The organism is Microbacterium sp. BDGP8, from assembly GCF_029991045.1.
Lineage (GTDB): Bacteria > Actinomycetota > Actinomycetes > Actinomycetales > Microbacteriaceae > Microbacterium > Microbacterium plantarum.
Window position 1 is genome coordinate 1703369 of the sequence record NZ_CP120712.1, and the last position, 13642, is coordinate 1717010.

Consider the following 13642-nt stretch of genomic DNA (forward strand, 5'->3'; position numbering starts at 1 on the left):
AGCGAAAGGCCCGCCCCACATGGGGACGGGCCTTCGACAGCGGCGGCTCAGAGAGCGGCGACCTGCTTCGCGATAGCCGACTTGCGGTTCGCAGCCTGGTTCTCGTGGATGACGCCCTTGCTCACGGCCTTGTCGAGCTTCTTCGTGGCCTTGGCCAGCGCCTTCTCGGCAGCGGCCTTGTCGCCGGCGGCGATGGCCTCGCGGGTGCGACGCACCTCGGTCTTCAGCGCGCTCTTGACGGCCTTGTTGCGCTCGCGCGCCTTCTCGTTGGTCTTGTTGCGCTTGATCTGCGACTTGATGTTCGCCACGTTCGACGTATCTTTCGTTCGGAGTTTTCGGTGGATGTGCCGGGCGACAGTAGAGGGATGCCGCACGGCGGTCGTGTGAGGGAGGAACCCACACGGCAAGCCGACTTCAGAGTCTATCAGGTCGCGTCGCGAGAGCCGGTATTCGCGAGGGTCGTGAGGGCGAGGTCGATGACCGCGTTGAACACGCGCGGACGCATGGCCGTGACGAGGTGGCTGGTGCGGGGGACGACGATCAGTTCCGCCTCGGGGGCGAGCTTCGCGAACAGCCGTTCATTGACGCGTAGCTGGTCGTACTGACCGTTCACGAACCAGGTCGGCACATCGATCCGTCGGATCGCCGCGAGCAGGTCGAGCACCGACAGGCTCGCCAGCGCAACGTCCTGCGCGTCGTAGGCGTATCCGCCGGCGCCGAAGTCCGGCCGGGTCTCGACGGGAAGCGTGCGGTCGAGGACCCAGTCGGTGATCCGCTGGCCACGGCCGGGCAAGCGGTCGAACCCGAGGGCGAGCGCTCGGTACACCGCGAGGCCGAAGCCACGGGGGATCGCGGTGCAGGACGCGGCGATGAACGCCGACACCGGCGGGCGTTCCTCGCGGCCGACGTAAGCGGTGCTCAGCAGCCCGCCCATCGAGTGGCCCACCAGCAACACGGGGCCGCGCTCAGCGGCATCCCGAACCGCATCGTCGATCGTCGCGAACGCACCATCGAGGGTGAAGGTCTCGGCCATGCGAGTGCCGTGGCCGGGCAGGTCGAGCGCCGTGACGGGGATGCCGCGATCCTGGAGGTGGGCCACCTGAGCGCGCCACATCGTGGCCGAGGTCCGGATCCCGTGCACGAGCACCACCTGCGCGGTCATGCTTCCACCCTACGGACCCGAACCCTGCGCGGGGGAGCAGCTCGGCGAGCACATGAACGAGTGAGGGCGACCGGTGATCCCGGCCGCCCTCACGTCGCATCAGCGTGCCCGCGAAATCATCGCTCCGAGACGGCACCTCGTCGCCGCGTCACCGCGATGACGCCGCCCGCGACGAGGAGCATCGCTCCCGCGAGCAGAACGCCGAGCGGCGTCTCCGCGCCGGTCACCGCGAGCTGCCCCGAGCGCACGACGGTGATCGCGAACTCCAGCGGCTCCTCGCCGGCCGTCGAGATCCGCAGCGTGTGGGCTCCCACCGCGAAGTCTGCGGGAATCGCCACCCGGAATGACGTGACGCCGGAGCCGTCAGCGGCCGGGATGCCACGTACCTCGATCGGCTCGCTGAAGAGGGTCGCACCGATCTGCTGGCCGGGCTCGAGGCCCGAGACCCGCACATCGATGAACCCGCCCTGCTCGACGCGGGTGGTGGAGAGCTGGACCTGCGCCCACGCCGCCGTGCCCGGTTCGGTACCCGGCTCGGTGCTCGGCTCGCCGATCCGGACCGGGATCGTGACCGTCGTCTCCGTGGCATCCGTCATCAGGACGAGCTCGGCGGCGCCGTCCGGGAGGTCGGCCGGAAGCGGCACCGACACGACCGTGCTTCCGCCCGCGACCGGTGCGGACGCGATCACCTCGCCGCCGAGCGAGACATCCACCGCACCGTTCTGGGGGGCTCCGAGGCTCGTCATGTCGAGGTTCGACACGGTCAGCTCGAGCGTCGAGCCCGCGGCAGCGGTCTCGGGGACGCCCTGGACGCGGACGGCGTGCTTCGTGAACGACGGCGCGACGGGCTGCTGCGCGCCGAGGTACTCGATCCAGGCCTCGTGGTCGAGGAAGCCGGTATCGACGTAGTCGGTGCCCGCGGCGAAGGCGCGGAAGTTGTCTCCCGACCCGGATGCGAGGAACGAGAGCGTGCCGATGCGGTACTCGGCGTCGAGGTCGAGCGGCTGCCCGTCGACCGTGACCGAGGTGATCCGGCTGCCCTCCGGGCGGGTGTCGTCGAACGTGTAGGTCACATTGTCGGACAGGCCCAGCTGCAGGTACGGACGCGACGGCACGTTGCCGTCCTTATCGCGCTGCCACTGCTGCTCGAGGACGCGCACGAAGTCGGCGCCCGTGAGGGTCACGAGGGCCATCGTGTTGTTGAACGGCAGCACGGCGTACGCCTGACCCCAGGTGATCGTGCCGTCCGGCACGCCCGCGACCGCGTTGGCCCCGAACTCGGCCTGCGTGTCGAACAGGTCGGCCCGAAGGCCGCCGGAGTTCGTCACGCCGATCTGCGCGCCGTTCGGCAAGTTCGCCAGGTTGGAGCGGATCGACTCCGCGACGAGGTTTCCGAGCGAGGACTCCGACGCCCGGTCGTCGCGCTTGCCGCCGGCATAGGCGCCGTCGACATACGAGCCGCCCGAGTACGCGCTGGTGATATCGGCGGAGATCGTCGCGACCGGCGTGTTGCCGATCTCAGCGAAGTCCGCGAGCGCCTGCCGGACGATCTCGTCGACCTCGGCGACGCGCGGGTAGGTCGCGATCAGGTCGGCGGCGGGCGTCTCGGTCTGGCCGACGTTCTCCTGTGAGTGCGAGACGACCTCGCCGCTCGTGGGATCGACCGAGAGGATGACCTTGCCGACGAACTCGCCGTACGAGCCGGTCTGGACGATCGGTCGCGTCCGGTCCGTTCCCGGGATCGGCGCCGACCACGCGTACAGCTTGTGCGTGTGACCGGTGTAGATGGCGTCGACCTCGGGGGAGGTCTCCTTGACGATGCGGGCGAAGACCGCGCTGTCGGCGACGGCCTCGTCGAGGCTCGCGTCCGAGGCGCTGTCGGCCGCACCCTCGTGGTAGAGCGCGACGATGACATCGGCCTGGTCGCCGGAGCCGTCGGTGAGGTCGGCTGCGACGCGGTTGACCGCTTCGACGGGGTCGCCGAACTCGAGACCGGCGATGCCCGCGCCGCTCACCAGCGACGCGGTCTCCTCCGTCACGACGCCGATGACGCCGATCGTGAGGCCCTGAGACTCGATGAGCTCGTACTCGTCGAACTGGGGATCGGTCGTGCCGGCGGCGTAGACGTTCGCCCCGAGGTGCGAGAAGTCCGCACGCGGGATGACGCGGTCGCGCAGGTCGGCGAAGCCGCGGTCGAACTCGTGGTTGCCCACCGCGCTCGCCCGCAGATCAAGGGCGTTCAGCACGTCGATCGTCGGCTCGTCCTGAGCGAGTGACGACGCCGGGAGCGAAGCCCCGATGTTGTCACCGGCCGACAGCAGCACAGCGTCGGGTGCAGCGGCGCGCAGCTCCTCGATGGTTCCGGCGAACCCGACGGTCCCCGGAACCTCGGGCTGGGCCTCCACCTTGCCCTCGGCGGGCTTGGCGGGCGTGACCCCGGTGATGCGGCCGTGGAAGTCGTTGATCCCGAGCAGCGTCAGATCGATGGGCTCGACCGGGGCCGTGGCCTCCGCCGAGAGGCCGACCTTGACCGGGTCGTGGTCGGAGGAACGGTAGGGGCCGTCGTCGTGGAAGTTCACCGGGAAGTAGTTGTACCGGCTGTACTCCAGGAAGATGGACTCGCCCGCATTGATGTTCCACACGTCGGCGCCCGTGGCGCGCTCGCACGCGGCCTCGTTCATGAGGATGTGGTCGAGCGAGCCGGAAAGCTCCTGGAACACGTAGCTGGTGTCCGTCGGATCGAACGTGATCCCCGCGTCGACATATCCCGACTCGTAGAACACCTGCATCGGGTCCTCCTGCGAGTAGGAGTTGAAGTCTCCCGCCAGCAGGACGGAGTCCACGTCGCCCTGGATCCGATCGACCCACGCGTCGAGCGAGCGCGCCTGTCGCACGCGCGACTCGTTCGAGGCTCCCTGGCCGTCTCCCGTGTCGGCGTCACCCGCCCAGGGACCCGCCGAGCCCTTCGACTTGAAGTGGTTGACGACGAAGAGGAACGGCTCGCCGCCGTCGACCGGGGCGAAGGCCTGCGCGATCGGAGCCCGTGCGTTCTGGAAGGCCTCGCCCGCGTCGGACTCGGTTCCGAGAGCCCGAGCGTCGCCGACGCGTTCGACGGCGCTCGGCTGGTAGATGATCGCGTTCGTGATGACGTCGCGCCCCGCGGCATCCGGCAGCTCGTCCGACGACGGCACGAACGCCCAGCGCTCCGAGCCGGCCGCCGCGTTCAGGGCGGCGACGAGCGAAGCGGTCGCCTCGTCAGGCTGCTCACCGAGCCGCGCCGAGTCCTCGATCTCCATGAGTCCGACGACGGAGGCATCGAGCGCGTTGATCGCGGCGAGGATCTTCTCCTGCTGGCGTTCGAAGGATGCCGCGTCCCACGCCCCGCGCTGATCGCAGCCCCCGCGGACGTTGGTCCCCTTGCCCTCACGATCGGTGTAGGCCTGGCAGGCGCTGTCTTCGACACCGAGGGTCGTGAAGTAGTTCAGGACATTGAACGACGCCACCGAGACGTCCCCGCCGACCTCCGCCGGAACGGCGGTGCGCGTGTTCTCGACGGTGATGTCGTCGTCACGGTTCTCACTGGCGACGATGTGCCGCACGGGGCTCAGCTTCCAAGCGTCGTTGCGGTAATCGAAGACGACCGGCGCGTCGAACGTCACCCGAGCGCCGACGCGAACGGGCTCGCTGGTCGAGATGTAGGGCGGTGTCGCACCGGCTGCCGCGAGGTTAGTCGACGAGCCGTCGTCGAGCACCACGCGGCGTGCGGCGTTGTCCGCCGCGACGGCCGCCGCTTCCGCGGAACCGGGACGAGCGACATCCGTGGGCTGGCGCAGCGGCTCGGCACCCGTGGCGAGCACGAGCTCGCCGAATCGGTTGAGGTTGTAGTTGTCGGCGACGACGAAGTCGCCCTGCGGCTGAACCAGCATCGACTCGAGCGCTTGGCGGTGCGCGTCGTCGGTCGGCCACGCCACCGTCGCCGGCACCACCGGGGCCGCGTCGGCGATCGCCGTCGCACCTCCCGGGCCGACGGTGAGCTGCGTCAGCCCGAAGTAGTCGCCCACGACACCGGTAACGCGCACCGTGCTACCGGGCGTGACCTCTCCGACCGCAGCGGGGGAGTAGACGAAGATCGCGTCGGAGGCCCGATGCGTCGCGAAATCGATCGCACCGCCGGTGCCGCCTGTCTGGATGACGTAGCCGTTGTACCCGCCCGTGGGATAGTGCGCCGTGACGACGCCTTCCGTCGTGACGGTCTGACCTGCCAGGGGCGAACGAGCGCCCGTGCCCTGAATCTCGCTGATCGAGACCACCTCGGGCCCAGCGGGCTGCTCCGGCTCACCGGGCTGCTCCGGCTCACCCGGCTGCTCCGGCTCACCCGGCTGCTCCGGCTCACCCGGCTGCTCGGGGATCGTCCCGGCTGCGCCCTGGGGCGTCGGTGCACCGGCCGTGAAGTCGGCCCCGTTGTCGGCGGTGTTCGCGCCCTGGTCGTCCCGAGCGATGCTCGTCGCGTTGGTCGTCGCCGGTGCCGCGCCGGAGCCTGCGAAGTCGGTCGCGTTGCCCCACCCGACGTAGTCGACGACAGCGTCGTTCTGCGCGAGGCCCGATCCACCGCTGAGCGCGGCCGTCGAGTTCACGAGCGCGACCTTGCCCTGCGTGCCGCTCATCGGGATGGAGCCCTCGATGTCGGCCGTGAAGCCGGGCAGCGCGGCGTTACCGCCGATGGCCTGGCCGATCAGCAGGTGCCCGCCGGGTTCGATGGTGGCACCCGCGAGAGCAGTCACCTGCCAGTTGGCTCCCGTGCTCGACGCGTACTGGACGCTCCAGCCGTCGAGCGAGACAGCGGCATCCGAGGTGTTGCGAAGCTCGATGAAGTCGCGGTTCAGGGGCGCGCCGTTGTTTCCACCGCCGCCGTAGATCTCGTTGATCACGACGGGCGCGTCAGCGCCGACCGCGGCACGCGCGGGCATCGCGGCCCACCCCACACCTCCCGCCACGATCGCGACGGCGGCGCTGGAGGCCACCCATCTGTACCAGGGGCGTCGCGCGGGCGCGACAGGGTCTGCTGTGATCACGGTGCTCTCCCGGGGGGCGGACCGGGCGCGGGGGATATCGCGCAACCACCGGCCGCCGCACTGAGCATTCGACGTCATCGACGTGTTCGGCAAGTAGCGGAATGGTTAATTGTTTATCACCCAGCTGAGTGCTGGCGTGTCCGGCCTTCGGCCTCGTACCATCCCGCGCGCGAGGGTTCGCGGCAGTGCCGTTGCGCGGCCCCGGGTAGACTCTCCGGGACATGTCTCCGCGCGCACTCCAGCCGCTCGCGCCTGCCGCAACGCCGCCCGAGCTCATCCGCAACTTCTGCATCATCGCCCACATCGACCACGGCAAGTCGACGCTGGCCGACCGGATGCTGCAGATCACCGGCGTCGTCGCCGACCGCGACATGCGCGCCCAGTACCTGGACCGCATGGACATCGAGCGCGAGCGCGGCATCACTATCAAGAGCCAGGCGGTCCGGATGCCGTGGTCGAAAGACTCCGGCACGTTCGCGCTGAACATGATCGACACGCCCGGTCACGTCGACTTCACGTACGAGGTCAGCCGCTCTCTCGCCGCGTGCGAAGGAGCCATCCTGCTCGTCGACGCCGCGCAGGGCATCGAGGCGCAGACGCTCGCGAACCTCTACCTCGCGCTCGAGAACGACCTGCAGATCATTCCGGTGCTCAACAAGATCGACCTGCCGGCGGCAGACCCCGAGAAGTACGCGGCCGAGCTCGCGAACCTCATCGGCGGTGACCCCGAAGACGTCCTGCGCGTCAGCGGCAAGACCGGTATGGGGGTCGAAGATCTGCTGGATCGCATCGTCGACCGCATCCCTGCCCCCGTCGGCGACCCCGAGGCACCGGCGCGCGCGATGATCTTCGACTCCGTCTACGATGCCTACCGCGGCGTCGTCACCTACGTCCGTATGGTCGACGGCAAGCTCGAACCGCGCGAGCGCATCCAGATGATGTCGACGCGCGCGACGCACGAGCTGCTCGAGATCGGCGTGTCGAGCCCCGAGCCGATCCCCACGAAGGGACTCGGCGTCGGCGAGGTCGGCTACCTGATCACGGGTGTGAAGGACGTCCGCCAGTCCAAGGTGGGCGACACGATCACCAACCACCGCAAGCCGGCGTCCGAGGCGCTGCCCGGATACACCGACCCCAAGCCGATGGTGTTCTCCGGCATCTACCCGATCGACGGCAGCGACTACGGCGACCTGCGCGAGGCTCTCGACAAGCTCAAGCTGTCGGACGCGTCGCTCCAGTACGAGCCGGAGACCTCGGTCGCGCTCGGATTCGGATTCCGCTGCGGCTTCCTCGGGCTGCTCCACCTCGAGATCATCACCGAGCGCCTGTCGCGCGAGTTCGGCCTCGACCTCATCACGACGGCACCGTCGGTGACCTACGAGGTCGCGACCGACACGGGCGAGACCGTCGTGGTGACCAACCCCAGCGAGTACCCCGACGGCCGCGTCGCCGAGGTGTCCGAGCCGGTCGTGAAGGTCGGCATCCTCGCCCCGAAGGACTACGTGGGCACGGTCATGGAGCTCTGCCAGTCGCGCCGCGGCACTCTCCTCGGCATGGACTACCTGAGCGAGGACCGCGTCGAGCTGCGCTACAACATGCCGCTCGGCGAGATCGTCTTCGACTTCTTCGACCACCTCAAGTCGCGCACGCAGGGATACGCGAGCCTTGACTACGAGCCCGCCGGGTCGCAGACCGCCGACCTGGTGAAGGTCGACATCCTCCTGCAGGGTGAGAAGGTCGACGCGTTCAGCTCGATCGTCCACCGCGAGAAGGCCTACGCCTACGGCACGATGATGACCGAGCGCCTGCGCAAGCTCATCCCGCGCCAGCAGTTCGAAGTGCCGATCCAGGCCGCCATCGGCGCACGTATCATCGCCCGCGAGAACATCCGCGCGATTCGCAAGGACGTCCTCGCCAAGTGCTACGGCGGTGACATCACGCGTAAGCGCAAGCTCCTCGAGAAGCAGAAAGAGGGCAAGAAGCGCATGAAGATGGTGGGTCGCGTCGAGGTGCCGCAGGAGGCGTTCATCGCCGCGCTGTCGGGCGACGTCGAAGGCAAGGACAAGAAGTAGCCCCACGGGGAGCAACGAGGAGACCCATGCATCAGCGACGCGGGACCTTCCGGGACGAGACCGTCGACTACGCGGCGGTCGGCGCGACACGCGCGCACGACCTCATGGCGTATCCGCCCGAACACAGCATCCCCGCGGAGGACGCATGGCGGATCGGCAGCGGGCAGGCTCGCTTCGACACCGCCGCCGACCTCCTCATGTCGTGGGCAGCGCTCCGTGGGGCGGGTTTGCGCGTCGCGGATGTTCGGCCCGCATCGGGACCGATGTACACCGGCGTCGCGTTCGACGACCAGGGAAACGCCGTCGCGCCCAGCAGCATGGAACACGAGCAGCGCTTCGCGGCGGACGGCACCCCCTACGTCGGAGCCGGCACCACGCTTCAGGTGCACGGGCGTGTGTCGGGGCTGAATGCGGATGCGGAGCTCCGCGTGATCTTCGTCGACGAGGAGCCCCGCCGGGTCGCGTTCGCTCTCGGGACCGTCGGCGGTTCCGTCGTGAGCGGCGAGGAGTCCTTCCTCCTCGAATGGCGCGACAACGATGAGGTCTGGTTCGTCGTGCGGGCGTTCGATCGGCCGACGGCATTGGCTTACCGCATGCTCAAGAGTCTCGTCCGCCGCCGCCGCCGGATGCTGTTCCAGGGCTACCTCCGCGCGATCTCGCCGCTGTACGCGACGCCTGAGGCCTGATGGGCGCGGCACTGCCGATCGGTGATCCGGTGCCGGTCGGCGGGACGCTGCCGGACGACCTCGTCATCGACCCCGACGTCCCGTTCGGGGTGTACCTGCACGTTCCGTTCTGCCGGGTGCGGTGCGGCTACTGCGACTTCAACACCTACACCGCCACAGAGCTGCGTGGCGCGCGGCAAGATGCCTACGCCGACGAGGTGCTGCGCGAGATCGCCCTCTCGGCCGATGTGATGGACGAGCGCGGCCCCCGGCGTCCGGCGCAGACGGTGTTCTTCGGCGGCGGCACTCCCACGTTGCTTCCGGCCGGGGACCTCGCTCGGATGCTGAGCGGAGTGCGGGACACGTTCGGCATCGCCGCCGGCGCGGAGGTCACCGTCGAGGCGAACCCCGACACGATGAACCCTCGGGTCGCCGACGAGCTGGCGGCGGCGGGCGTGACGCGCCTGTCGATCGGCATGCAGTCCGCGGTTCCGCACGTGCTCGCAGCGCTCGACCGAACGCACGATCCCGCCAGCGTCGCCACCGCCGTGGCTGCCGCGCGCGGGGCTGGACTCGACGTCTCGGTCGACCTGATCTACGGAGCGCCGGGGGAGAGCCTCGACGACTGGCGGCGCTCGGTCGACACCGCGGTGGCGCTCGAACCCGACCATGTGTCCGCCTATGCGCTGATCATCGAGGAGGGCACCCGTCTCGAGCGTCAGATCCGCCGCGGTGAGGTGGCCGCGCCCGACGACGATCTCCAGGCCGACATGTACGAACTGGCCGATGACCGTCTCGCCGCCGCCGGCTTCTCCTGGTACGAGGTCTCGAACTGGGCCCGGTCGACCGACCAGCGCTCGCGCCACAATCTCGCCTACTGGCGCGGAACCGACTGGTGGGGTTACGGGCCGGGCGCGCACAGTCACATCGCGGGCCTCCGCTGGTGGAACGTGAAACACCCGGCGGCATATGCTCAGCGGCTCTCCGCGGGCGAGTCTCCCGCCGCAGGCCGCGAGCGCCCGGATGCCGAGGCCCGACGGCTCGAGTCCGTCCTGCTGCGATCACGCATCGTGGATGGGCTCGCCGTCGATGAGCTCGCGAACGACTCGCGCCGTGCCGTCGCATCGCTCATCGCCGACGGGCTCATCGAAGGCGCCGACGCCGTCCGCGGTCGGGTCGTCCTGACTCGCCGCGGACGCCTCATGGCCGATGCGGTCGTACGGGCGCTCACCGAGTGATCCCGGGCGGCGACCCGCCTCGCCCACGCGGTAGAATTGGCACTCGCAGACATCGAGTGCCAAACAGGAGGTGACGGACATGGTCTCAGAGCGCGGACTGCAGGTGCTGCGGGCGATCGTGCAGGACTATGTCGACACCCGCGAGCCCGTGGGAAGCAAGTCGATCGTCGAGCGCCACGCCTTCGGCGTCTCGGCTGCCACGATCCGCAACGACATGGCGCTCCTCGAGGACGAGGAGCTCATCGCCGCGCCCCACACGTCATCCGGACGCGTGCCGACTGATAAGGGCTACCGCGTCTTCGTCGACCATCTGGCAGGCCTTCGCCCCCTGAGCGCCGCCCAGCGCTCGGCCATCACGACCTTCCTCGACGGCCCTACCGACCTCGACGACCTGCTCGTGCGGACGGTTCGTGCGCTCACCCAGCTGACGGGCCAGGTCGCAATGGTGCAGTACCCCTCCTTCGCGCGCGCGCAGGTCTCGCACCTCGAATTGGTCGACCTCGGCGGCGGACGACTCGTCGTCATCGTCGTCACCGACACCGGCCGTGTCTCCCAGCGGGTGGGCGTGGTACGCACCCTCCTCGACGAAGCGCAATTCGCCGTAGCCAAGGCGACGCTGCGCGCCGCTGTCACCGGCGTCGCCGTGCGAGACGCCGTCACCGCGGTGTCGGCGCTCGCGGAGAGCGAGTCGGTCGGCGACCCGATCGGCGATGCGGTGCGCGAGATCGCCCGCATCCTGGTCGAAGAGCTCGAGACGTTCCGGCAGGACCGCCTAGTCATGGCCGGCACCGCCACGCTCGCGCGGCGAGAGGCGGATTTCCGCGGCAGTATCTATCCGCTGCTCGAAGCCATCGAGGAGCAGGTGACGCTGCTTCGGCTCATGGGCGAGATGGTCGCCGACGACCGCGGCGTCGCAGCGCGAATCGGCCGCGAGAACGAGGCGTACGGGCTCTCCGAAGCTTCGGTCGTCACGAGCGACTACGACGTCCCGGGCTCGCATGCACGCGTCGGCCTCATGGGACCGACGCGCATGGACTACCCGACGAACCTCGCGACGGTCCGCGCCGTCGCGCACTACCTCAGCCGGCTTCTCGACGAAGACGAGAAGTCCCGCTGACCCACCCCACCCACGCCCGAACGGGCGGAAAGGCGATCCGTGGCTGACCACTACGAGGTCCTGGGCGTTGCGCGCGACGCGTCGCCCGACGAGATCAAGAAGGCGTACCGACGCCTGGCACGAGAACTGCACCCCGACGTCAACCCGGGAGAGGATGCGTCCGAGCGATTCAAGCTCGTCACGCATGCTTACGACGTCCTCAGCGATCCGGAGCAGCGTCAGCGCTACGACATGGGCGGTGACTCCGCCGGCGGCTTCGGCGGCGCCGCGGGCTTCGGCGGATTCAGCGACATCTTCGAGACCTTCTTCGGCGGCGGCGCCGGAGGCGGCGGTCGCGCCGGGCGTCCGCGCTCCCGGCGCGAACGCGGACAGGATGCGCTCGTCCGGGTCACCCTCGAGCTCGGCGACGTCGTCTTCGGCGTGCATCGCGACATCGAGGTCGACACCGCGGTGCTCTGCGACACCTGCCAGGGCTCGTGCTGCCAGCCGGGAACGCAGCCGGTCACCTGCGACGTCTGCCACGGCGCGGGCAACGTGCAGCGCACCGTCCGCAGCCTGCTGGGCAACGTCGTGACGTCGCAGCCCTGCAACGTCTGCCAGGGTTACGGCACGACGATCCCGTACCCGTGCACGACCTGCCAGGGGCAGGGACGCGTCCGGGCTCGCCGCACCGTCTCGCTCGACATCCCCGCAGGTGTCGAGACCGGGTTGCGCCTGCAGCTCCCCGGATCCGGCGAGGTCGGTCCCGCCGGCGGCCCCAACGGCGATCTGTACCTCGAGGTCACGGTCGCTCCGCACGACGTGTTCAGCCGCGAGGGCGACGATCTGCTCGCCACGCTCGAGGTGTCGATGCCCGACGCCGTCCTCGGCACCAGCACCACGATCGAGTCGCTCGACGGTCCGGTCGAGCTCGAGCTGCGCCCCGGCGTCCAGTCCGGCGACGTCCTCACCGTCAAGGGTCGCGGCATCACGCCGCTTCGCGGCTCGACGCGCGGCGACCTGCGTGTCGGCGTTCACGTCGTCACCCCGACGCGTCTGGATGCCAAGGAGCGGGCCCTCATCGAGGAGCTGAAGAAGCGCACGAAGTCGCCCGCACCACAGCTCGCGGAGTTCCACCAGGGCCTTTTCGCCAAGCTCCGCGATCGGTTCCGGAACAGCTGAGCGCATGGCCCTGCACTTCCTCGTCGACCCGCCGCTCATCACTCGGCCGGGCGAGTTCGTCGACCTCACCGGCGCCGAGGCTCATCACGCGGCCGGCGTCCGTCGCGTGCGTGTCGGTGAGACGGTGACGGTGGGCGACGGCGCGGGGGCGTGGCTCGAGGGCACCGTCACCGCAGCCGATCCGAAGCTCGTCCGCATCGAGGCGCTCTCGCGAGTCGAGCATTCCGCGCCCGCACGGCGCGTGACGCTGATCCAAGCGCTCGCGAAGGGCGATCGCGACGAGCTCGCGGTGCAGGCCTGCACCGAGCTCGGCGTCGATGCGATCGTGCCCTGGCAGGCTGCGCGAAGCGTCTCGCGGTGGAGCGGACCGAAGGTCGAGCGCGGTGTGCAGCGGTGGGCGACCATCGCGCGCGAAGCGGCGAAGCAGGCGCATCGCGCGTGGCTGCCCGCCGTCGACGCGCCCGTGTCGACGACGGAGCTCGCGGCGCGATGCGGCTCCGAGCGAGTGCTGGTGCTCGAGCCGACGGCGACGCGGCGACTGAGCGAGGTCGAACTGGGCGAGGGCGACGTGTCGCTCGTGGTCGGTCCCGAGGGCGGGATCGCAGCCGAGGAGCTGGACGCGCTCGTCGCGGCCGGCGCGGTCGCCGTGCGTCTGGGGGACACGGTCCTGCGGACGTCGACGGCCGGCCCCGCTGCGCTCGGCGTCGTCAACGTCGCCCTCGGTCGCTGGTAACGCCGCCCGTCCCGCCACCGCACCCCGTCGATAGACTGAACGTATGAGCGAACCGTCTGTCTTCACGCGCATCCTCCGCGGCGAGATCCCCTCCGAGATCATCGCGGAGACCGAGAATGCGTTCGCGATCCGCGACATCGCTCCGCAGGCTCCGGTGCATGTCCTCGTGATCCCCAAGACCGAGCGCTACCGCACCGTGGTTGAGCTCGCCGCGGGCGACCCCGCTCTCCTCAGCGAGCTCGTCGGGCTCGCGAACTCCGTCGCTGCCGAGCATTCGGACGGCGACTTCCGTTTGATCTTCAACACCGGCCCCGGCGCAGGACAGACCGTGTTCCACGTTCACGCGCACGTCCTCGCCGGTGGCCTCTCCGAAGGGAGCCTCGGTGGCTGATGCTTCCGAACCCGCCGTCGCGACGATCCTC

The 13642-nt window shown here is 69.6% G+C and carries 10 protein-coding genes; 7 read left to right on the plus strand and 3 right to left on the minus strand.

The annotated features are described in order from the left end of the window. Positions 1–47 precede the first annotated feature (47 nt). From rpsT to P6897_RS08305, 3 genes are all read right to left on the minus strand, one after another. Positions 48–308 carry a 30S ribosomal protein S20 gene (gene rpsT, locus P6897_RS08295; RefSeq protein WP_112614742.1) on the minus strand — a complete coding sequence of 87 codons (261 nt, stop codon included), beginning with the start codon at positions 306–308 and terminating at the stop codon, positions 48–50. A gap of 116 nt (positions 309–424) precedes the next feature. Continuing rightward, positions 425–1162 carry an alpha/beta fold hydrolase gene (locus P6897_RS08300; protein ID WP_282500967.1) on the minus strand — a complete coding sequence of 246 codons (738 nt, stop codon included), beginning with the start codon at positions 1160–1162 and terminating at the stop codon, positions 425–427. A gap of 116 nt (positions 1163–1278) precedes the next feature. After that, on the minus strand, positions 1279–6183 hold the full coding sequence (locus tag P6897_RS08305; protein WP_282500968.1) for an ExeM/NucH family extracellular endonuclease: 4905 nt from the start codon (positions 6181–6183) through the stop codon (positions 1279–1281). Positions 6184–6455: 272 nt separating this feature from the next. Between P6897_RS08305 and lepA the strand changes: the two genes are divergently transcribed. The 7 genes from lepA (at position 6456) to P6897_RS08340 (ending at position 13611) form a co-directional block, all read left to right on the plus strand. Further along, positions 6456–8306, plus strand: a complete 1851-nt coding sequence (gene lepA, locus P6897_RS08310; RefSeq protein ID WP_023950748.1) for a translation elongation factor 4 — start codon at positions 6456–6458, stop codon at positions 8304–8306. Between the two features lie 26 nt (positions 8307–8332). Beyond that, positions 8333–8992, plus strand: coding sequence for a DUF1990 family protein (locus P6897_RS08315; RefSeq protein WP_112614744.1), 660 nt, complete (start codon positions 8333–8335; stop codon positions 8990–8992). After that, positions 8992–10209 (plus strand): radical SAM family heme chaperone HemW, encoded by a 1218-nt coding sequence (gene hemW / locus P6897_RS08320; RefSeq protein WP_282500969.1) that lies wholly within the window; start codon positions 8992–8994, stop codon positions 10207–10209. The genes P6897_RS08315 and hemW overlap by 1 nt, the downstream gene beginning before the upstream one ends. A gap of 79 nt (positions 10210–10288) precedes the next feature. Beyond that, positions 10289–11326 (plus strand): heat-inducible transcriptional repressor HrcA, encoded by a 1038-nt coding sequence (gene hrcA, locus P6897_RS08325; protein ID WP_112614748.1) that lies wholly within the window; start codon positions 10289–10291, stop codon positions 11324–11326. A 39-nt stretch (positions 11327–11365) separates the two neighbouring features. Beyond that, positions 11366–12487: a molecular chaperone DnaJ gene (dnaJ, locus tag P6897_RS08330; RefSeq protein WP_112614750.1), complete on the plus strand. Its 1122-nt coding sequence runs from the start codon at positions 11366–11368 to the stop codon at positions 12485–12487. A gap of 4 nt (positions 12488–12491) precedes the next feature. After that, positions 12492–13220, plus strand: a complete 729-nt coding sequence (locus P6897_RS08335; RefSeq protein ID WP_282500970.1) for a 16S rRNA (uracil(1498)-N(3))-methyltransferase — start codon at positions 12492–12494, stop codon at positions 13218–13220. Between the two features lie 43 nt (positions 13221–13263). Further along, entirely contained in the window at positions 13264–13611 is a 348-nt protein-coding gene (locus tag P6897_RS08340) for an HIT domain-containing protein (RefSeq protein ID WP_274177882.1), read from the plus strand. Positions 13612–13642: the final 31 nt, after the last annotated feature.

Coding starts and splice junctions, on each gene's coding strand:
- P6897_RS08340 (WP_274177882.1), top strand. CDS start 13,264: ATGAGCGAACCGTCTGTCTTCACGCGCATCCTCCGCGGCGAGATCCCC.
- hrcA (WP_112614748.1), top strand. CDS start 10,289: ATGGTCTCAGAGCGCGGACTGCAGGTGCTGCGGGCGATCGTGCAGGAC.
- hemW (WP_282500969.1), top strand. CDS start 8,992: ATGGGCGCGGCACTGCCGATCGGTGATCCGGTGCCGGTCGGCGGGACG.
- P6897_RS08335 (WP_282500970.1), top strand. CDS start 12,492: ATGGCCCTGCACTTCCTCGTCGACCCGCCGCTCATCACTCGGCCGGGC.
- P6897_RS08315 (WP_112614744.1), top strand. CDS start 8,333: ATGCATCAGCGACGCGGGACCTTCCGGGACGAGACCGTCGACTACGCG.
- P6897_RS08300 (WP_282500967.1), bottom strand. CDS start 1,162: ATGACCGCGCAGGTGGTGCTCGTGCACGGGATCCGGACCTCGGCCACG.
- lepA (WP_023950748.1), top strand. CDS start 6,456: ATGTCTCCGCGCGCACTCCAGCCGCTCGCGCCTGCCGCAACGCCGCCC.